The 18,633-nt window shown below is 56.2% G+C and carries 17 protein-coding genes; 10 read left to right on the top strand and 7 right to left on the bottom strand.

Annotation, left to right across the window (positions count from 1 at the left end):
* Positions 1 to 82 precede the first annotated feature (82 nt).
* From AGR1_RS16295 to AGR1_RS16280, 4 genes are all read left to right on the top strand, one after another.
* Complete coding sequence (locus AGR1_RS16295; RefSeq protein ID WP_149147567.1) at positions 83 to 730, top strand: response regulator; 648 nt, start codon at positions 83 to 85, stop codon at positions 728 to 730.
* Positions 727 to 1,107, top strand: coding sequence for a response regulator (locus tag AGR1_RS16290; protein WP_149147566.1), 381 nt, complete (start codon positions 727 to 729; stop codon positions 1,105 to 1,107). The genes AGR1_RS16295 and AGR1_RS16290 overlap by 4 nt, the downstream gene beginning before the upstream one ends.
* Before the next feature lie 119 nt (positions 1,108 to 1,226).
* Positions 1,227 to 2,477, top strand: a complete 1,251-nt coding sequence (locus AGR1_RS16285; RefSeq protein WP_210248738.1) for an MFS transporter — start codon at positions 1,227 to 1,229, stop codon at positions 2,475 to 2,477.
* A gap of 53 nt (positions 2,478 to 2,530) precedes the next feature.
* Positions 2,531 to 3,967 carry an aldehyde dehydrogenase family protein gene (locus AGR1_RS16280; RefSeq protein ID WP_149147565.1) on the top strand — a complete coding sequence of 479 codons (1,437 nt, stop codon included), beginning with the start codon at positions 2,531 to 2,533 and terminating at the stop codon, positions 3,965 to 3,967.
* A gap of 239 nt (positions 3,968 to 4,206) precedes the next feature.
* Here AGR1_RS16280 and AGR1_RS16275 read toward each other — a convergent pair whose 3' ends face one another.
* Positions 4,207 to 5,388 carry a CoA transferase gene (locus AGR1_RS16275; RefSeq protein WP_149147564.1) on the bottom strand — a complete coding sequence of 394 codons (1,182 nt, stop codon included), beginning with the start codon at positions 5,386 to 5,388 and terminating at the stop codon, positions 4,207 to 4,209.
* Positions 5,389 to 5,416: 28 nt separating this feature from the next.
* Positions 5,417 to 6,316, bottom strand: a complete 900-nt coding sequence (locus AGR1_RS16270; protein ID WP_149147563.1) for an NAD(P)-dependent oxidoreductase — start codon at positions 6,314 to 6,316, stop codon at positions 5,417 to 5,419.
* Positions 6,317 to 6,628: 312 nt separating this feature from the next.
* Between AGR1_RS16270 and AGR1_RS16265 the strand changes: the two genes are divergently transcribed.
* Together AGR1_RS16265 and AGR1_RS16260 are read left to right on the top strand one after the other, a co-directional pair.
* The gene (locus AGR1_RS16265; RefSeq protein WP_149147562.1) at positions 6,629 to 7,951 is read left to right on the top strand and encodes an MFS transporter; all 1,323 of its coding nucleotides are present in this window, start codon (positions 6,629 to 6,631) and stop codon (positions 7,949 to 7,951) included.
* A 300-nt stretch (positions 7,952 to 8,251) separates the two neighbouring features.
* Positions 8,252 to 8,752, top strand: a complete 501-nt coding sequence (locus AGR1_RS16260; RefSeq protein WP_187772206.1) for a hypothetical protein — start codon at positions 8,252 to 8,254, stop codon at positions 8,750 to 8,752.
* Between the two features lie 269 nt (positions 8,753 to 9,021).
* On the opposite strand, the gene AGR1_RS16255 is transcribed toward AGR1_RS16260, so the two are convergent.
* The 5 genes from AGR1_RS16255 to gcvA all read right to left on the bottom strand — a co-directional run bounded on the left by AGR1_RS16255 (position 9,022) and on the right by gcvA (position 15,396).
* Positions 9,022 to 11,244, bottom strand: a complete 2,223-nt coding sequence (locus tag AGR1_RS16255; RefSeq protein WP_149147560.1) for a xanthine dehydrogenase family protein molybdopterin-binding subunit — start codon at positions 11,242 to 11,244, stop codon at positions 9,022 to 9,024.
* Positions 11,241 to 12,218 (bottom strand): xanthine dehydrogenase family protein subunit M, encoded by a 978-nt coding sequence (locus AGR1_RS16250; RefSeq protein WP_149147559.1) that lies wholly within the window; start codon positions 12,216 to 12,218, stop codon positions 11,241 to 11,243. Before AGR1_RS16250 ends, AGR1_RS16255 begins: the two co-directional genes overlap by 4 nt.
* Positions 12,215 to 12,739, bottom strand: coding sequence for a (2Fe-2S)-binding protein (locus AGR1_RS16245; RefSeq protein ID WP_246669682.1), 525 nt, complete (start codon positions 12,737 to 12,739; stop codon positions 12,215 to 12,217). The genes AGR1_RS16250 and AGR1_RS16245 overlap by 4 nt, the downstream gene beginning before the upstream one ends.
* A 501-nt stretch (positions 12,740 to 13,240) precedes the next feature.
* Positions 13,241 to 14,461 carry an adenylate/guanylate cyclase domain-containing protein gene (locus AGR1_RS16240; protein ID WP_149147558.1) on the bottom strand — a complete coding sequence of 407 codons (1,221 nt, stop codon included), beginning with the start codon at positions 14,459 to 14,461 and terminating at the stop codon, positions 13,241 to 13,243.
* A gap of 23 nt (positions 14,462 to 14,484) precedes the next feature.
* Entirely contained in the window at positions 14,485 to 15,396 is a 912-nt protein-coding gene (gcvA, locus tag AGR1_RS16235; protein WP_149147557.1) for a transcriptional regulator GcvA, read from the bottom strand.
* A 125-nt stretch (positions 15,397 to 15,521) separates the two neighbouring features.
* Here gcvA and AGR1_RS16230 point away from each other — a divergent pair, with 125 nt between their 5' ends.
* Genes AGR1_RS16230 through AGR1_RS16215 form a run of 4 tightly spaced genes read left to right on the top strand, consistent with a single transcriptional unit; the run spans position 15,522 to position 18,623 of the window.
* Positions 15,522 to 15,905: an OB-fold domain-containing protein gene (locus AGR1_RS16230; RefSeq protein WP_149147556.1), complete on the top strand. Its 384-nt coding sequence runs from the start codon at positions 15,522 to 15,524 to the stop codon at positions 15,903 to 15,905.
* Positions 15,902 to 17,056 (top strand): thiolase family protein, encoded by a 1,155-nt coding sequence (locus AGR1_RS16225; protein WP_246669666.1) that lies wholly within the window; start codon positions 15,902 to 15,904, stop codon positions 17,054 to 17,056. The genes AGR1_RS16230 and AGR1_RS16225 overlap by 4 nt, the downstream gene beginning before the upstream one ends.
* Complete coding sequence (locus tag AGR1_RS16220) at positions 17,022 to 17,813, top strand: SDR family NAD(P)-dependent oxidoreductase (protein WP_246669665.1); 792 nt, start codon at positions 17,022 to 17,024, stop codon at positions 17,811 to 17,813. Before AGR1_RS16225 ends, AGR1_RS16220 begins: the two co-directional genes overlap by 35 nt.
* 9 nt (positions 17,814 to 17,822) lie before the next feature.
* Complete coding sequence (locus AGR1_RS16215) at positions 17,823 to 18,623, top strand: enoyl-CoA hydratase-related protein (protein ID WP_149147555.1); 801 nt, start codon at positions 17,823 to 17,825, stop codon at positions 18,621 to 18,623.
* Positions 18,624 to 18,633 lie beyond the last annotated feature (10 nt).

The raw sequence follows: 18,633 nt of genomic DNA, 5'->3' as shown, positions 1-18,633 counted from the left end.
CATAGCCGTCTTCACTTGGAATATTTTTAGCGCCACTTAGGTATGCTAGGCTCATTGCATGTGCCCGAGGGAGGTGTGTTCAGTGCCGGTTGGAGAAAGCCTTGTCATTGTCATCGACGACGACCCAGCTGTGCAAGTTTCCTTGTGCGATTTGTTCACCTCCGTTAGCCTTCGTTGTACTGCGCTAGGCTCGGTTGCCGAATATCTGGCGGGACCCAGACCCGAGCAAGCCAGTTGCCTTGTCCTTGACATCAATTTACCGGACATGAGTGGTCTCGAGTTTCAGGCGACAATTCATCGCGACGATCACCCGCCCATTGTATTCTTGACAGGGAACCCGGACATCCTCTCTTCGGTCAGTGCCATGAAGCTCGGCGCTGTGGACTATCTAGTCAAACCGTTTGCAGGAGCGGCGCTCCTAAGCGCCGTGCGAGCGGCGATCGAACTCGATGCAAAGCGCTTGTCTGAGCGAGAGGAACTTAAAGCACTCAGGGAGCGTTTTGAAAGTCTTACTCGTAGAGAGCGTGAGGTGCTGCCTCTTATTGTGAGCGGTCTAATGAACAAACAAGCGGCAGTCGAGCTGGGTATCACTGAAATTACGTTGCAGGTTCATCGGGGACACGTCATGCAGAAGATGAAGGCGGCCTCGTTGGCGGACCTTGTGCGTATGGCGGCGAAACTAGATATCTCCATTATTCACTCCAGGTATTCCGTAGCGGGTCCACAATGAGCACCCAAGGTAACACCGTAGCCATCGTGGACGACGACCCAAAAGTGCTTGAGGGCCTGCGAGACCTACTCGAGTCGAGAGGCTTTGCGGTCTTCTCCTTCAATTCCGCGGAGGACCTCCTATTGGACAAACGATTGGCAACAATCGATTGTCTGATAACCGATATTGCAATGCCCGAAATGAATGGGGTGGAGCTAGGCCGCCAGACTGCTCTCGCGCGGCCTGAACTTCCGGTATTTTACATCACCGGGGATTTAGACATGGTCTCGTTTGCCAAGTCGAATTGTCAGAGCAAGGAACGAGTTTTCCAGAAACCGTTCGACAGCACGGCGCTAATCGCTGCCCTAAAGGCGGCAATTTTCCTAACTCCGATTTAAGGACGCTTCTCGCGAACTTAGAGAAGCAAAAATTCACTTTTCTTAATTTGCCGAAGGGGCCTTTCGACGTGCAGCATCACCACTGAGCTTCGCAGAACTGAATCGTCGTGCGAAGGCACGTGTTTGGTGAAGTGATGGATGCGCCGCAACTCTTACAAATCGGAACGACCGAGTACCGTCGCCTGTCGGTGGCCATGGTTATGGCTGGTTTCTCCACGTTTTCGCTTTTGTACAGCGTTCAGCCGCTCCTTCCAGAGTTCGCGAACGCCTTCCAATTGTCACCCCAGAACGCAAGCCTCGCGGTTTCGCTCGCCACTGGCCCGATGGCCGTTGGCATTTTAGTAGCGAGTTGGGTCTCGGACAGGTTCGGGCGGCGAACCGTGCTGAAATACTCACTGGTGTTTGCCGCACTTTCGGGGTCCTTGGCGGCACTCGCACCAACTTGGGAAATTCTCCTCGTATTTCGATGCATAGCCGGATTGGCACTCGCAGGAGTTCCTGCCGTTGCAATGACCTACGTGGCGGAAGAGGTCACACCTAGCGCGATTAGCCCAGCGCTCGGCTTGTATATTGCGGGATCGGCAATTGGTGGAATGATTGGACGCCTTGGTGCCTCAATGGCTGCCGAATGGCTCGATTGGCGTTGGGCTTTGGCTGTGATGGGGTTGTTCAGTACCACAGCCGCGATGATCTTTTGTATAACTGCGCCCCACTCCAGGGGATTTGCACCAATATCGCGACCCTTATCGGGTTTCATTCGCGTGTACGGCAAGGTGCTCGCCGACAAAGTTCTCCTTGCCTTGTATGCATTTGGCTTCTTAACGATGGGTGTTTTTGCCACTGTTTACAATTATGCACCTTTCCGCCTTGGGGCATCCCCTTACGAGCTCAGCCACTCAGAAATCGGAATGATTTTTCTGCTGTATATCGTTGGTTCTGTAAGTTCAGCACTGTTTGGAAAGTTGGCAGGAAGAATTGGCGTCCGCTCGACCCTGGTCTGGCCGGTTTTAATGCTACTTGTCGGACTTCTTCTGACAGCCGCCGCGCCGCTTTGGCTGGTGATACTGTCGATAGGCGTCGTGACGGCTGGTTTCTTTGGCGCGCATACAGTCGCCTCGAGCTGGGTAACACGCCGAGCTTTCGGTAACCGAGGCCATGCAAGTGCCCTCTATCTCTTTGCTTACTATGCAGGTTCGAGCGTTCTTGGTTCAGTCGGAGGGGTTATCTGGGACCGATCCGGCTGGGCGGGGCTAGTGATCGCCACAATGACCGTAGGCGTCGCGGTGCTCGTCCTTGTTGTCGCTATTTCACGTAGCAAACCGCTTGAAGACCCGCTCAAGCCGAGAATGGGTCAGGAGTTGCCAGGATAGATGGGACTCAAGCGAAGACATCTAAAATCAAATGTACCTCTAAGGAGATGACGATGACGATCCGGATCAACAACTACATAGGTGGCAAAAACGTAGGAGCCTCTGTCGATGAGTTCGGCATCAAAGTCGATCCCCGGACCGGAGAGAAATTGAAAGAGGTGACCTACAGCAGCGCGGTGGAGGTGAAAGAGGCAATCGATGTCGCGGATGACGCATTTTCGGATTGGCGTGATATGCGGCCCTCGGAACGTGGCCGGATATTGGTTGAACTCGGTCGGGTAATCCGCGCTAACGGAAAACATCTCGGTGAGATCGAAAGCGCCGAAACTGGGAAGCCTGGGCACGAGATGCCGGCTCTCATCGACCTCACAGCGCAGTTTTTCGAGTTCTACGGCGGTATTGTGAATGTTATGGATGGCGAGATTATCAATCAAGGGCCCGACTATCACGTCTACACACGTCGCGATCCGTTTGGGGTTATTGGGGTGATCTTGCCATGGAACGCCCCGTTGCATCAGGCTGCACGCGCAATTGCTCCGGGCCTCGCGGTGGGTAACACAATTGTTGCAAAGCCATCAGAACACACCCCGGGCTCCCTGATTGAGTTAGCTCGTCTAGCCGTAGACGATGCTGGCCTACCAGCTGGAGTACTCAACGTCATAGTTGGACGTGGAAGCATCGTGGGACCCGCCATGGTCGACCATCCGAGAATGCAGAAAATTTCATTTACGGGAAGCGTTAGGGCAGGGCAGGAGTTGGGACGCATCGCTGCAGATCGCATTTTGCCTCTAACCTTAGAATTAGGCGGTAAATCCGCGAACATCGTATTCGATGATTCCGATCTGAATGCTGCGGCAAAAGGGTCTGTCCGTGCATTCACTTGGAACAGCGGACAGTGGTGCTGTGCGGGAACTCGTCTTCTGGTCCAGGAGAACATTCATGACGAATTTGTCGAAAAGTTCGTTGCCGAAGTGAAAGCGCTACGTGTCGGCCCCGAACACGACGCCACATCGGGACCGATCACGACTCACGCGCAATTCCTAAAGGTTCAGGAGTATCTAAAGATCGCCGAAGAAGAGGGAATGACTTGTGCGGTTGGGGGCAAGGTGGCCCACGGCGCAAATCTAGGTGGCGGGTGGTATATTGAGCCGACGGTGTTCACTGGAGTCACTAACGAAGCTACACTCGCAAAGGAGGAAATTTTCGGCCCCGTCGTTGTAGTCATTCCATTCAAGGACGAAGCCGACGCGGTGCGTATTGCCAACGATTCCGATTTTGGACTGGCAGCTGGAATTTGGAGCAGAGATATTGGCCGTATTCACCGCGTTGCAGCAAGGTTGGACGCTGGCCGAATTGTCGTCAACGAGTATGGCGGTGGCTTTGTCCAGACGCCTTGTGGTGGGTTTAAACACAGCGGTTACGGGCGGGAGCAAGGCATCGACGCCTTGGCGCACTATACTCAATTGAAGTCCGTAATCATCCGTCTATGACTGCGTATCCGCGGAAGGCCTGAAGCGTTTCAATCGAGTTGTGAGAAGCGACCTTTCAGACAGTGAAAACGTAAAGAGGTCAGCAATGCAGCGAGCGTTGCTGGCCTCTTTTCGATCGCGGCTACCTAGCGACTATTTCGTCGGGGGGATGCTCAGTGCCGATTGGGTGCTGAGGTCCATGTTTCCAGCAAAAAGGGCAGCCGCTGCTGCCCTCTAAATTTGCAGGGGGTATCTCCCCTTTAGGCGACTCGCAAGACCGATGCGATTTCGTCGTCGCTCAATCCAACGCTCTCGAGGACGTTCTTGTTGTGCTCGCCGAGCCGAGGCGCGACGGAATGCTCAACAGCGCTCATATCCACGCTGTTGATCGGAAACCCCGGAACCCTGATCTCGCCAAATTCGAGGTGAACCAATGGAAGGAGCATCTTGCTCGCCGCCAACTGGGGGTGGTTCATGAGGTCGTCATAGTCAGAGACTGGGGAACAAAGAATGTCCGCATCTCTCAACACACTCAGCCACTCGTCGCGCGTGCGGCGTATAAAGTTCTCTCCAAGCACCTTTTTCATTGCTTCGCGGTTGGCGACGCGCGAGGCGGAGTCGATAAAACGGGGGTCGGTCTTCAAATCGGGAATTCCCAAGATGTCGCAGAGACGCTCCCAGCGGCCTCCGTTGTAGGCGGCCAGCATGAACCAGCCATCCGACGCCTTGAAGGCTTCGTTCGGTGCGGAGTAGGGGGCTGCACTTCCGATCTTTTTTGGCACTGCACCATCCGCAAGATAATTTGACAGGGAAACCTGTTGGAGCGCGATCGCCGAATTGAACAGGTTTACATCAAGGTGCGCGCCTTGGCCTGTCTCGGTTGTCTTCCGTAGCTGAGCTAGTATTCCCATCACCGCGACGTATCCAGTGAACACATCGATGATTGGTGCCTGGACCTTTGACGGTTCGGCATTCTCAGTCCCAATTGTGCTCATGAGACCACTGTCGGCCTGCAGAATGCCATCAACGCCGGGGCGCTCGGCATAAGGCCCAGATTGCCCGTAGGCGGAGATCGAGCAGTACACGACGCGCGGATTCAATGTGCGCAGCGCATCGAATCCAAGGCCGAGACGGGCCATCACTCCCGGGCGCATGCTCTCAACAACGATGTCCGCATTGCTGACCAGCTTCCTTGCCGCATCTACACCAGCGGACGATTTTAGATCGAGCGTCACCCCTAGTTTGTTTCGATTGAAGCCGTGGAAGAGCGCGCTGTCCTTCCCGATCCAAGAGGGGCCTAGTTTTCGTCCAAGCTCGCCTTCGGGGGGCTCAATCTTGATGACCTTCGCGCCCATGTCGGCAAGGAGCATCGTGGATGTCGGGCCTGCGCCGATGTGCGTGAAATCGATGACGGTGACGCCATCCAGAGCTTTGCTCAGCATTGTGCAATCCTTTTCCCGAACGGAGGTGTCAGTTCGTACTGCGCGCAATAATGACGCCGGCGGCGCGCTCCAATTCATCGATGACCACCGTCATATCCCGGCCGGTCATCCCGTTTTCGTTGGCGATGTCGTAAAAACTCCGGGCCAGAGCTGACACCGGCATTGGCACTCCTGCGGCCTCAGCCTCGGCAAGGCAAAGGCGCAAGTCCTTGCACATCAACTCCAGCCTGAATCCGAAGTCGAAGTTGCGGTCGAGTATCCGCTTCTCGATCAAGTCCTCAGTTACGAAACTGCGAGCCGTGCTGGCATTAAGCATCTGCAGAACGGTTTCAGCCTCGAGACCGAACTTGACGCCGAGCAAGACTGCCTCCACGGCCACTACGAGGTTCGCACCCACGATCATATTGTTGACGAGCTTCAAGGCTTGGCCTTGGCCGGCCTCCCTGCCGACGAGCTTGATGTTCCGCCCAAAGGATTGGAACACCGGGAGAACAGATGAAAATGCTTCCTCGGCTCCCGAAACCATCACTGACAGTGTGCCCGCCTCTGCGCCGCGCGACCCGCCAGCCAAAGGGGCATCGAGCGACTTGATGCCCGCTTTAGCAAGTTGATCGGCGACCTTTCGAGCCACCGTGGGACCGGTTGTGGAATGGTCGGCATAAAGCTTGGCCCGCCTGCCATGTATAAGCCCGTCCGTCCCGAGAGCTACCTGTTCGACGATCTCGGGAGTGGGCAGGCAGACGAGGACCGCCTCGGAGGCATCCGAAACGGATCGCGGGGATGAATGTGCGAAGGCACCAATAGCGCTTAGGCTTTTCGCTGCATCGTCGTTGGCATCAAAGACATGTAATCTAAAGCCGGCATTCGCGATATGCCGCGCCATGTGTGCTCCCATCATTCCGAGTCCAATAAAGCCGATGTCCTGCATTTGCTCCTCCGACAGGATTTCCCCGGGCTCGGGCGGTATAGCCCGTAAGCGGGGGACTAAATTCTCTGGCGTCCCGATTGGCATCCTCCCATCGGAACAAGCATTTAGTAGCTATCTGGAACGACTTCACAGCAAGTGAGATTTGCGCGACGATGGTTGAGCAAAATTCAACGATCAGGATCGGTATTTTAGTTGAGTTTTAGTCAACGGCTGGCAACCTAAAACTCGCTCACGCCGCGACGGTCTTTCTGAGAACGTATGTCCCCACGGTCGTAACCGGCCGATTGACTGGCAGCACGAAGGAGGAGCGCGATGTCAGAAATTGCCATACCCATTAAGGATGAAACCCGCCCGGAACCTGTCGGTTCGCTCTCAAAGGCCCAGAAGAAGGCGGTTGTCGCGGCGACGCTCGGCACGATCGTCGAATATACGGACTGGGTGATCTACGCAACTTTTGCATCGATCCTTGCCCAGCAGTTCTTTCCGGCCGGAGACAGTCTAACCGCGCTTTTGCAGGTCTTCGCCGTATTCGCTGTCGGTTTCGTCATGCGACCGATCGGTGGCGCGGTTCTCGGCGCATTCGCAGATCGTTATGGTCGGAAGGCCGGCCTCACGCTCTCGATTTTGCTAATGTCTTTGGCATCGCTCGCTATCGGCATCTGCCCCGGATACGAGACGATTGGGGTCGCAGCGCCGATCATTCTTGTCCTGGCGCGCCTCGTACAAGGCTTTTCGGCAGGTGGAGAGTTTGGCTCGGCTTCGGCCTTCCTGGTGGAGTCCGCGCCTGCAGATCGGCGAGCCTTTGCCGGATCATGGCAATGGTTCGCCATCAACGCAGGGACGTTGGTCTCGTTCGTTCTAGGCTATGTACTCGCAGTGGTCGGCAGTGAATCTGGCCTTGCTGACTGGGGCTGGCGCGTCGCGTTCATCGTCGCCGCTCTTCTAGGCATGATCACACTCTGGATTCGGCTTTCTGTCGGAGAAACAGAAGTGTTCAAGAAACGGGTGGCGGTCGAGGGCGTCCCACGAAATCCGCTTGGCGATGTTCTCTTCAAGCACAAGGGCGATGCCCTTCGAGTGATCGGTATCGCGATGTCTGGGAACCTGCTGAACTACGTCTGGATGGTCAACTATCCCTCTTACATCCATATCGTCACCGGGATGTCGCGAGCGGACACTCTTCTGATCGGGACTATATCGGTTGCACTCTCGCTTGCTGTCATTCCCTTTATCGGGATGCTCGCCGACCGCATTGGCAGGAAGCCCGTACTCATAACCTTCGCGGTGCTTTCCGCGGTCTGGGCTTGGCCAAGCTTTGCATGGCTGACGCCGAATATGAGCTTCGGAGCTGCGCTGGGGATGATGACCGTCGCAATGCTCATCATGACGGGTTTCGCTGGTGCGGCGGCCGTGATGATGGTCGAGCAATTCCCCGCTCGCGTTCGAGTTACGGGGGTAGCTCTTCCTTATGCCCTGTCCGTGACACTGTTTGGTGGCACCGCGCCCTATATCATTACTGCGATGAACGGCGGCGGTTACGGCGGCTACACTTGGCTCTATCTGACGAGTGTTTGTATCGTCGCAGCCGTTGTATATGCCATTTTGCCGGAAACAAAGGGCCAACCACTTCGATAGCATATCGCCTTGTCAACTTAAAAGACGGATACGCGGTCACGGCGTATCCGTTTTCGCTTGTCAGGGAATCTAAGGATTGTCTCTGAGGCCCTTGCTGTGTCTCCCTCAATCGGACAGGTTTGTTTCCAAGGTCCTGAAGCGGGTATTTCGTCGTTTTACCGAACGAAAAGTCGGGATTTGTGTTTAGGCGTGGAGTATTGGCTCTGACTCAGTTTTGATGCAGTTGTGATGATGCCACCATGCTGATTTCCACAAAGGAATCAGCCTGATGAGATGGCGTTTGAGCCTTCCGAATGGGAGGTGACGACGCTTCTGGAAGTGTGGGCGCTACCCCGCGTGACCGTCACGCGTCCACCGGAGGAGCAGTTCCTTGCGATCGGCATGCGGCCGAATGATTGCCACGCGAATTGCGCGGCACAGGAGGCAAATGACCCGGAAGGACGGAGCCGCCATGTTTGGGGATGGTATATTTATGGTTCCGATCTGATACTGCATTCGGTCGTGGATATCGGAGGGGACTGGTATTGTCTCACGCCGCAGACAACCAGTTTACCTTCACGGTTCCAGTTCATCCCCGACAGCGTCATAGAATGGCGGGTTTCATCCGACGGAATGGGTATGGACGCATTTCGGGGTGGGAGGGCGCTGCCTTTGGCACTTCGAAAAGACCCTCAGGTACATATCCGAATGCGTGATGAGTTCATGGCTCTGATCGCGGCGGGCCTGGCTCCGGTGGATGCACGAGACCAGGTGGCTGCCAACTGGGGTGCGAAACTCCTGAAACTTGATGCTATCAGTTAAAAGTTGGTCGCTACGGATACGTCAGAGACAATCCTTAGAGGCCATGACATCGCTCACAGACGAATTCTCAAAATCGGCACCGGGTGGAGGGGCGATGTCAGTAGCTAGTGAGGTAGGGGGCATTCCAAACAGCGTATGCTGATTGGCCGGAGTGCGGAGCAAGCCCACAGCAAGCAGGGAAGTTTCTGCTAAGCGGAAATTGGGCGGCTCGGATCAGTACGCTTTCGTGATCGACGCCGCCCAACGTTTCTAGCTCAATGCGATCCTTGCTAAAGCAAGTTCTCGATCATGATAGGCAGTTCGTGTACCCGCTTTCCTGTTGCGTGGAATATTGCATTGGCGATTGCGGGGGACACTCCAACCAAGGCAATTTCACCCAAACCCTTAACACCAAGCGGATTGACGAGCGTGTCTTCTTCGTCAACGAAGTGTGCCTCCAAGTGGGGCGTGTCGAGGTTGACCGGGACAAGATAGTCAGCAAGATGGGCATTAATCGGCCGACCGTTGCGCTTGTCGAGCACCGTCCTCTCCATTATCGCCATGCCGATACCACCTATCATCCCACCAGTGCATTGGCTGGCCGCCAGCCGCGGGTTTACCACTCTACCCGCACCATATGCACCAACTAGCCTACGGACCCGGATAGTAGCGACGTCGGGATCGATCGCCACTTCAGCAAACACCGCACCAAAGGCATGCATTGAGTAGCCGCCGGCGATCTCCGCTTCCCGAGACGCGCTGCCCTCGCCGATAATTGGTTGTCCATCGGAAATGGCTGCGATTTCTTGGTAGGAAATTCCGGCTTGTTCTCGGTTCTTGGCGAACAACAATCCGTTTCGCCATTCAAGCTGTTCCCGCTCTATCCCTGAGAATGGACTGCCGTTGCTCAACGTGGCCGCATTCATAGCCTTCGTCTGTGCGTCGAGGCATGCCGCACGAACAGCTGAGCCGACCGAGCCCATAGTCATCGAGCCGCCGTGCGGCGGAGTCGCCGGGAAGTCTGAACGGCCAAGGGCAAACTTGATCCGGTCCACCGATAGGCCTAAAAATTCGGCGGCCACCTGTGTCATCGACGTATAGGTGCCGGGGCCCATGTCGCTCGCCGCCGCCTCGACTTCCGCCGTGCCGTCGGGCATCAGTCGTACTCTCGCATTGGCAGGTGCAAACAGACACGGATAGGAGCCGGTCGCCATCCCGTATCCGACAAGCAACCGACCGTCACGCATCGAACGAGGTTCCGGTGTACGTCTGCTCCAGCCAAAGCGTTCGGCCCCGAGATCGTAACACTTCAGCATGGATCGGCTGGAGAAAGGTACGTTTCGCCCCTCGTCAATTGTGGGTTCGTTGATCCTTCGCAGTTCTAGTGGGTCCATGTTGAGCTTGTAGGCAAGTTCATCCATGGCACACTCCATCGCGTGGACACCACTAGCTTCGCCCGGACCGCGCATATAGGTTGGCGTGCTGGTATCCAGCGGTATTAGCCTGTAGCTGGTACTGACATTCGGACATGAGTAGTTGAATGTGGTGACCGAGGTCAGCGCCTCCATAAACTCCTCGTAGCGGCTGGTCTCGCCCGAGCCTTCGTGGATTATGCTCGTCAACTTGCCGTCCGCATTGGCACCGATTGCCATGCGCTGGAGCGTGTACGGGCGGTGGCCGGTAGTGAAGAACATTTGCTTGCGGGTCAGGACCAGCTTTACTGGACGTCCTACATGGCGGGCAGCGAGAGCGGCGAGCGTTACATGCGGCCAAGTACGCAGGCTTGTCCCGAAAGCCCCACCGATGAACGGGCATATCACCTCGACGTTCTCAGGTGGAATTCCGAAGACCGCTGCGATCTCCGCCTGTTCGTTGACGACGAACTGGCTCTTGCTCCATAACGTCAACCGGTCGCCGTTCCAGGCGGCCACTGTCGCGTGAGGTTCCATTGGGTTGTGGTTCTCACGTTGGATGACATATTCCAAGTCGACCTTGACGGGAGCGGCATCCAGCGCCGCCACTGCGTTACCGCGCTCGATGTCTGCATGCATTCGCGAGCCTGGCCGCCGTGCGGTTTCCGGCAGCACCTTTTCCGCGCTGTGGGCATCGACTTGCGGAGATCGCGCGGCATAGGTAATCTTCAGGGAGTTCGCGGCGTGTTCGGCATGGTCTAGCGTATCGGCTACGACGATTGCCACGGGCTGGCCAAAAAAACGCACCTCGGCATCTTGCAGCACGTGAAGGCGTTCGCCAGCGGGCGGATCAATCGGACCGCGGTGAGCCGCATATGGAAGGCGTTGTGCGTTCAGATGCGAGATTACTGCGACGACGCCGGGCATTTGCTCTACCGACGCCACATCGATCGCCTCGATCCGGCCAAGGCCTGCCGTACTGCCGACAATGACCGCGTAAGCCTGCCGGTCCTGGTTGAATTCGGCCGCATATTTTGCCTGCCCGGTCACTTTGAGACGTCCGTCGACACGGGCCAAAGGTGTTCCAATCGACGTTGTCATGCGCTTTCTCCTACCATCTCAAGTGCCCTGGTGATTGTCGCGGGTAAAAGCTTCACTTTGAACGCATTCCCCGATTGGGCCTGCGCTCCTTCCGCCGAAATTGCTGCAGCGGACTCGAATGTCTGGCGTGTCGCTGGTTTGCCTACCAAGGCCTGTTCGACAGCTGTCATGCGCCACGGACGCGTTCCGACACCGCCAGCAGCGATACGCGCTTCCGTGACGCGCCCGTTCTCGATCTGCAGCGCCGCGGCTGCTGACACTAGGGCAAACTCATAAGACTGGCGGTCGCGTACTTTCAGATACCGGGCACTTCTAGCGTACGGGATATTGGGTATTCGGACCTCGACGATAAGTTCGCCGGGCCGCAATGTGTGTTCCAGATGGGGGGTGTCGCCAGGCAGACGAAAGAGTTCAGCGACAGGGAAACTGCGATCTCCATTAGGGCCACGCACATGGAGCGTCGCGTCGAGGGCGACCAATGAGACCGCCATATCCGAAGGATGGGTGGCGATGCAGTGTGTGCTCGTTCCAAAAATCGCAGTACCTGCGTTCAAGCCGTCGATAGCTGAACAGCCGGACCCTGGCGCTCGCTTGTTGCACGGAGCATCCAACATTCGGAAGTATGGACAGCGCACGCGCTGTAGCAGATTGCCGCCGATGGATGCCACATTCCGGAGCTGGGGGGAGGCTCCCTCGATCAACGTTTCTGCAACAAGCGGCTGTAATCGCCGAACGTCTTCGTTGGCAGCCACGTCTGACATTCGAGCCAGAGCTCCGATCACGAGTTCATCGTTTTCGGCTCGAATGTAGTCCAGCGGTAGCCGGTTTATGTCGACGATACTTTCGGGTGTTTCAACCTCCTCGCGCATCAGGTCGACAAGGGTCGTACCGCCCGCTAGGTATCGTGCCCCGACAGCTGCAGCGCTGATTGCATCTGCTTCACTTGATGCCCGCTGATAAGCAAAAGGTTTCATGTGCGGCTCTCCCGTTCGGCTTGCTCTATTGCAGCAACAATCCCGGGATATGCACCACACCGACAGATGTTGCCGCTCATCCAGTAGCTGATATCCTCGCGCGAACCTGCGTGCCCTTCCTTGATGCAACCGAGGCCCGACATGATCTGCCCCGGCGTGCAATATCCACATTGAAAGCCTTCGTGATCGATAAAGGCTTGCTGAATCGGTTGGAGCTCTTCGCCGCTGGCGACCCCTTCTATTGTGGTGATCGACGTGCCTTCATACATCACCGCTAGAGCGAGACAGGCATTTACGCGGCGATCGTTGATCAGTACGGTGCAGGCACCGCAAGCGCCCTGGTTGCAGCCTTTTTTCGTTCCTGTCAGTGACAGCCGCTCGCGCAGCAAATCGAGCACAGATTGGCGCGGATCGACCTCCAGTGCGACCGGTTCCCCGTTCACTGTCAGGGTAAGGTCGACCTGTTCTCCTAGCTCAACCGCAGCCGGTTGAGCGCTAGATATACGCGGCAGGAAAGGCAAAGATGCAAACGCCGCCGCACCAGCGGAAAGTTGCAGTACTTCACGGCGACTAAGACAGTACGGAGACAGAATGTCTGCCCAAGCGCTATCAGCTTGATCATTGTCCTCTGAGTTCGAGTCTTGGTTTGACACCTCAGTTCTCCCTTCGTCAAAATGATACGGTCATCCGCAATCGGGATCGTGGAATTCTAGCCTCTGAAAGAATAGCAAGGGCCGGGCGGATGGCGCATGTTGAGAGTTGTGAATTTATGCTGCCCCGTGGTGCTGCCGAAGAATAAGTTCGACTACGCGATCATCGTTTAGTCGCGTCGATCAAAGGTTATTACAGCTACGCCCATGCCGCCTCTGGAAACCGCTGCCGAGTTTTGGGTGGCTTGAGACGTCAGCCCTGACCTGCAGGGACAGGCCATCAACGCGCTTCCACGATAGCCTGCACGTCAACCTTTTAGAGTTTGCGCCAGAGCTCGAAACGGGATCAGACACGTCAGTATGCAAAGGTGGTCAGAGTCGTGCGTGAGAACTGCCGCGGCTAATATAAAGCTGCTTAGGCTGGCTGACGCCTTTGAGATGGTGAACGCCTGCGTCCACGAAAGCGATACGCACTTCTTGAGGCAATAACGCGAGGAATTCTGAGGAAACAACGAGGGACCCACCTGTTGCCGTTGAGGTGGACGCAATGCGGCATACTTCGTTGACCGCGGGGCCGATCACAGTGAAGTCCAACCGCTCGTCGCTGCCTATGTTGCCGTAGAACACCTCGCCCACGTGCAGTGCTAAGTAGATATCGGTGGTAACATCACTTCGGCTTTGGCGTTGCTGATTCAGCAGTGCGACGCGTTCGACAAGCTTTCGTCTCGCTTCCAGAGAGGCCAAGGCTGCATCGCTTAGTGATGGGCTGCTGAAGATTGCAAGGATTCCGTCGCCGACCAGCTTCAAGACGTCACCACCATTTTCTGTCACAGAGAGGATAGCCGCCTCGGCGTAGTCATTCAAAAGCGCGATCAAGGTGGCACTATCGACTTTCTCGGATATTGCCGTGAAGCTCACGAGATCGGAGTACCATAAAACTGTGTTGATGCTCTCTAACGAACCTCTTGAGATACGGCCTTCGAGCACGCGGCGTCCTGGGTCGCGTCCGAGGTAAGCGCTGACTAGAGATTGGGCGATATGTCGCAAAGCGGCGGTTTTGATGGCCAGCGCAAGCGCTGGGACGAGGTCGCGAAGTACGGCGATATCGTCGTCAGTGAAACCGCCAGGTTTGGTCGTGGACCACCGCGAAAAGAGGTTGTCCATCTCGCCAATCGCGTCATCTCCACTGAGGGGATGAATCATGGCAAAGTAGCCGGTGTGGCCGGCTTCACGAAGCTCGGTGAGGATGGGGAACCGATCCGAAACCTGGTCGGTCAGATCGACACGATAGTCGGCGTTTCCTTCCAGTTGCATATGGAAGAATGGGCTGGCGCGCCAGCGGTCGGCATTATCCGCTGCAGCCGACCGTGGGAATGGCTGGGTCTCAGCTTTACCGACCTCCGCATCCCAGTGAAAGCCCCACGATTCTAGGACGGGATGCAAAGTGTCTACGAAGATCACGGCATGCACCAGGCCGAGCCCGGCTTCGTTGCAGCGAGCGCAAAATCCGGTGAGCATCTCAAGCTCGTCGCTTCCGACCAAACCCTGTTGGACAAGCCAGCTTTGTATTGGATCGATATCAACCAGAGCCATGGCGACCCCTCCGTTAGCTCGAACTATTCGGTCTGGTTGTCGCCTCGATCAGCTTGTTCGGCCTGAGCGAGCAACCACTCGCGAAAACGACGGAATGCAGGACTTCTAAGGCGGTTGCGTGGGTAAACAAAGTAGTACGTGAAGTCGCTCCTATCGAGACTGAAGTCGATGGGTTGGACAAGCCGCCCCACGCGAATATCGTCGAGGAAAAGGGCTTTCTGGGCCATCATTATTCCCTGGCCCTCCAGAGTCGCTTGGTATGCCAAGGTGGAACTGGCATACTTATCACCCGCATAGGGGTCGACCTCTTCATTGCCAGCAGCCAATAGCCAAAACCGCCAATCGTCCGGACGGACAAGCGAGTGTAAAAGGCGTACGGATTGGAGGTCGTCTGTAGTTCGGATCACGTGCTCGGAGGCAAACGCGGGGCTGCAAAGCGGCACCAATTCGTTGCGCATAAGTCGATCGACCTCAAGCCCGGGCCAATTGCCGTCACCTAGTCGTACTGCGCCATCCACACTTTCGCGCTCGAAGTCCACTGTTTCGTTGGATGTCGTAAGCCGCACCTCTGTAGAACCGTTGGAATCTGAGAACGTGCGAAGTCTCGGAATTAGCCATTTCATAGAGAAAGTGGTGTACGCTCTGACACGCAATATTTCCTTAGCCCTCTTCCCGGTCAACTTTTGCGTTTCCTCCCGGATTGCATCGAGATGACGGCTGACTGCAGCCAGATATTGCTCGCCCTCTACCGTCAATACGATCTCGCGCGGATCGCGACGGAACAACTTAATGCCAAGAAAGGTCTCGAGGCGCTGGACCTGTCGACTTACCGCACCGGGCGTCACGAGCAATTCCTCGGCGGCACGACGTATGCTTTGCAGTCGGCCGGCTGCTTCGAACGCTCTCAGGGAGTTCAGCGGGGGTAGCGTGTCCATGGGGAAACTTAGTTTAGATGTTGTCTTTTAGTCAACACCCATACCCCGCTTTGTCGTTCTTAACAACGACGCCTGTTGGGTAAACTGCTGCGACTGAAATACATCGCATTTGTGGAGGAAATCACATGACCTCGATTGAGGTAGCTCACCGGCATGAGGCTGGAGGGCGCGACGATCTCGTTCGACTTGAGGCATCCCGCGATAGAGAGACGGGCAAGGGCGTGTTCCCAAGACTTCCGGCAACTTCACCGTCGGTTGATCGCTTCGAGCCGATAACGCTTTCGACCGAAGCGACACTCTACAGCCATACGACGATTCACCCAAATCCAAAGATGGGCAAGCCGCCATTCACGCTGGTCTATGCGGATTTTCCTGAGGATGTCCGTGTGTTTGGACGCCTACATCTTCGGCCGGGCGAAAAGCCCGTCATCGGTTCGAAGTTGCATGTCCATGCAGACGGGAACCCGAACACAACCTACTTTTTCACGGTCGTAGAGGAGGGGAAATGATGTCGGCAGAAGTGTACGTCGCCGGTGCAGCAATGACTGCGTTTGGGCGTTACGCAGATTTGGGCATGCAAGACCTTGCGCAACGCGCCGTATTTGACGCTCTCAAAGACGCCGGGGTTGCCAAGTCGGAGGTGCAGGCGATCTATGCCTCCAACGTGTACGGCGGAATGGTACTCGGTCAGGTGCTTATGCGGGACATGGGTATAACGGGACCCGCCCTCTACAACGTCGAAAACGCATGTGCGAGCGGAGCGACAGCTGTCCACCTCGCATGTCAGGCCCTCAAGCTTGGTCTTTACGAAACGGTCGTGGTCTTTGGCGTCGAGCAGTTGACCAAACTGGGCGGTGGAACGATTCCGCTTCAGCGCAACGACTACAAGACCGAGCTTTACGCTGCTCAAGGTATGACCCTCCCGACGGTCTATGCGATGCGCGGTTCGCGCTATTTGTATGAGCGCGACGAGTCTCCCGAAATTCTCGCGCAGATCGCGGTGAAGAACCGTTCGCATGGCGCACTCAATCCGCTTGCCCAGCAGCGAACTAAAGTTTCCGTTGAAGAGGTTCTCGGCTCTCGTCAAATAGCGGAGCCTCTGACACTGCTGCAGTGCTGCCCGTCGGCGGTGGACGGCGCTGCGGCTCTAGTTCTCACCACCCGACGGCCGCTGAGCTTCACTCCGGCAGTTCGAATATTGGCGTCTGCTGTTCAGTCGGGCTACCAGGAACTCGGTTGCGACGACATACTCGATGCGGAGATTACAGCGCGCACTGCGAACATGGCATACGAACAGGCGGGGGTCGACCCTCGAGATGTTGGGGTCGTGGAGCTGCACGATGCCTTCACGATAGCTGAACTCATCTACTACGAGGCGCTTCAGCTTGCAGCGCATGGTGAGGGAGCTTCGCTTTTGAGAAGCGGCGAAACAGCTCTCGGTGGCCGTGTTCCAGTGAACCCGAGCGGCGGTCTTCTCGCCAAGGGCCATCCTCTCGGCGCGACCGGGATAGCTCAGATGGTTGAAGTTGCCTGGCAGCTGCAAGGACGTGCAGACGGCCGGCAAATCGAAAGTCCCAAGATCGGCTTAACGCAATGCACAGGCGGCGGCATTGCTGGCGTAGATCATGCTGCATCTGCCGTACACATTCTGGGAGTTTGACATGGGCAATAAGCAGATAGCGATTGTCACCGGAGGGGCGCGCGGCATCGGCCTCGGCATCGCCAAGAAGCTCCTCGAAGCAAACCACGACGTTGCGATACTGGACTTTGACCCCGCCGCGCTGCAGGCGTCCGTAGACGGACTAAGGCGCTCGTATAGCGTAGAGCGAGTCTCCGGCCTAAAGACGGACATCACAAGTCGTGCGGAAGTTGAAGACGCAGTCCGTCAGGTTCGGGAGCGTCATGGTCGAATCGACATTCTGGTCAACAATGCCGGCATCGTGCGTGACCGTAGGTTGGTCAAGATGGAAGAGGACGACTGGGATAGTGTGCTTGCCACCAATCTCAAGTCGCAGTTTCTCACTTGCAAAAGCGTTGTGCCGACGATGATCGAACAGCAGTTTGGCCGCATCGTAAATATCTCATCCAGAGCGTGGCTTGGGGGATTTGGGCAAGCGAATTATTCAGCCGCTAAAGGAGGAGTCGTTAGTCTTACACGTAGTCTCGCGATCGAACTCGCAAGCCAGGGTATCACCGTCAATGCGGTTGCTCCGGGAATCGTGGAGACACCTCTGTTTCAGACGTTCGCAGATGATGTCCAGGAACGCTTGAAGAAGAGCGTTCCAATGCAACGCATTGGAACGCCAGACGATATCGCACAGGCCGTGCTCTTCTTTATCGCTAGAGAGAGCTCCTACATCACTGGACAGCTGCTCTACGTGTGCGGTGGCCGTTCGCTATCGAGTCCGAGCGTATGAGGCGGGAACATGTCAGTTGAAACGACAATCGAAAATCACATTGCCACAATTACAATCAATCGTCCCGAGAAGCTAAACGCCTTGGATGTCGAACATCTTGTCGACCTTCGAGCAGCGATCGCGACGGCCAACGACGACATTTCGGTCAGGGTGATGGTCCTGACGGGAGTAGGACGAGCTTTCTGCGTCGGCGCTGATCTAGGGGCCACAATCGAATCTGACCACAGTTTTGTGGAAGCGTTCGCTTTATCGCGCCTCGCCGCTTCGGAACGCGGTTTGTACGTAAAACTTTTTGATCTCAAGTCTCTTGAAATCAAAAAGCCCCTGATCGCGGCCGTGAACGGATTCTGTCTCGGCGGGGGACTGGAACTCGCGTTACAATGTGACTTCATCATCGCGGCGCAAGATGCCTCGTTCGGTCTTCCGGAAGTGGTCGTTTCTAGCCTTCCGGCTGGCGGCGGTGTGCCTAGCATCCTTCGGGCACTTCCCAAAAACCTTGCAATGCGAATGCTATTGACGGGAGAGCGGATTGAAGCGGTAAGAGCCTACGAAGTTGGGTTAGCAACGGAAATTGTGCCGACTGAGGAACTGGACGCGGTCGCGCAGAATGTCGCTGGGACGATCGCCGCAAACGGCCCGCTTGCCGTTCAACTCGTAAAGATGTTGGCATCGGAGACTGCTCACCTCCCGATTGAGCAGGCGTTTCGGATGTCTGAGCTAGCGTGGGGCGTCCTCAGGGATAGCGCCGATCGGCGTGAGGGAAGGTTGGCTTTCCGAGAAAAGCGTAAGCCTAAGTACGTCGGGCGTTGACAGGCAACAT

Source organism: Agrobacterium sp. B1(2019), assembly GCF_008274755.1.
In the GTDB taxonomy this organism is placed as follows: domain Bacteria; phylum Pseudomonadota; class Alphaproteobacteria; order Rhizobiales; family Rhizobiaceae; genus Agrobacterium; species Agrobacterium salinitolerans.
The sequence above is the reverse complement of the archived record's forward strand: the minus strand, read 5'-3'. Positions and strand labels throughout refer to the sequence as shown.

Bases quoted from the DNA above. Each gene is read 5' to 3' on its own strand.
- AGR1_RS16240 (WP_149147558.1), bottom strand. From the start codon at position 14,461: ATGGCTCTGGTTGATATCGATCCAATACAAAGCTGGCTTGTCCAACAG.
- AGR1_RS16230 (WP_149147556.1), top strand. From the start codon at position 15,522: ATGACCTCGATTGAGGTAGCTCACCGGCATGAGGCTGGAGGGCGCGAC.
- AGR1_RS16275 (WP_149147564.1), bottom strand. From the start codon at position 5,388: ATGCTGAGCAAAGCTCTGGATGGCGTCACCGTCATCGATTTCACGCAC.
- gcvA (WP_149147557.1), bottom strand. From the start codon at position 15,396: ATGGACACGCTACCCCCGCTGAACTCCCTGAGAGCGTTCGAAGCAGCC.
- AGR1_RS16280 (WP_149147565.1), top strand. From the start codon at position 2,531: ATGACGATCCGGATCAACAACTACATAGGTGGCAAAAACGTAGGAGCC.
- AGR1_RS16265 (WP_149147562.1), top strand. From the start codon at position 6,629: ATGTCAGAAATTGCCATACCCATTAAGGATGAAACCCGCCCGGAACCT.
- AGR1_RS16290 (WP_149147566.1), top strand. From the start codon at position 727: ATGAGCACCCAAGGTAACACCGTAGCCATCGTGGACGACGACCCAAAA.
- AGR1_RS16220 (WP_246669665.1), top strand. From the start codon at position 17,022: ATGCTGCATCTGCCGTACACATTCTGGGAGTTTGACATGGGCAATAAG.
- AGR1_RS16270 (WP_149147563.1), bottom strand. From the start codon at position 6,316: ATGCAGGACATCGGCTTTATTGGACTCGGAATGATGGGAGCACACATG.
- AGR1_RS16225 (WP_246669666.1), top strand. From the start codon at position 15,902: ATGATGTCGGCAGAAGTGTACGTCGCCGGTGCAGCAATGACTGCGTTT.
- AGR1_RS16250 (WP_149147559.1), bottom strand. From the start codon at position 12,218: ATGAAACCTTTTGCTTATCAGCGGGCATCAAGTGAAGCAGATGCAATC.
- AGR1_RS16215 (WP_149147555.1), top strand. From the start codon at position 17,823: ATGTCAGTTGAAACGACAATCGAAAATCACATTGCCACAATTACAATC.
- AGR1_RS16255 (WP_149147560.1), bottom strand. From the start codon at position 11,244: ATGACAACGTCGATTGGAACACCTTTGGCCCGTGTCGACGGACGTCTC.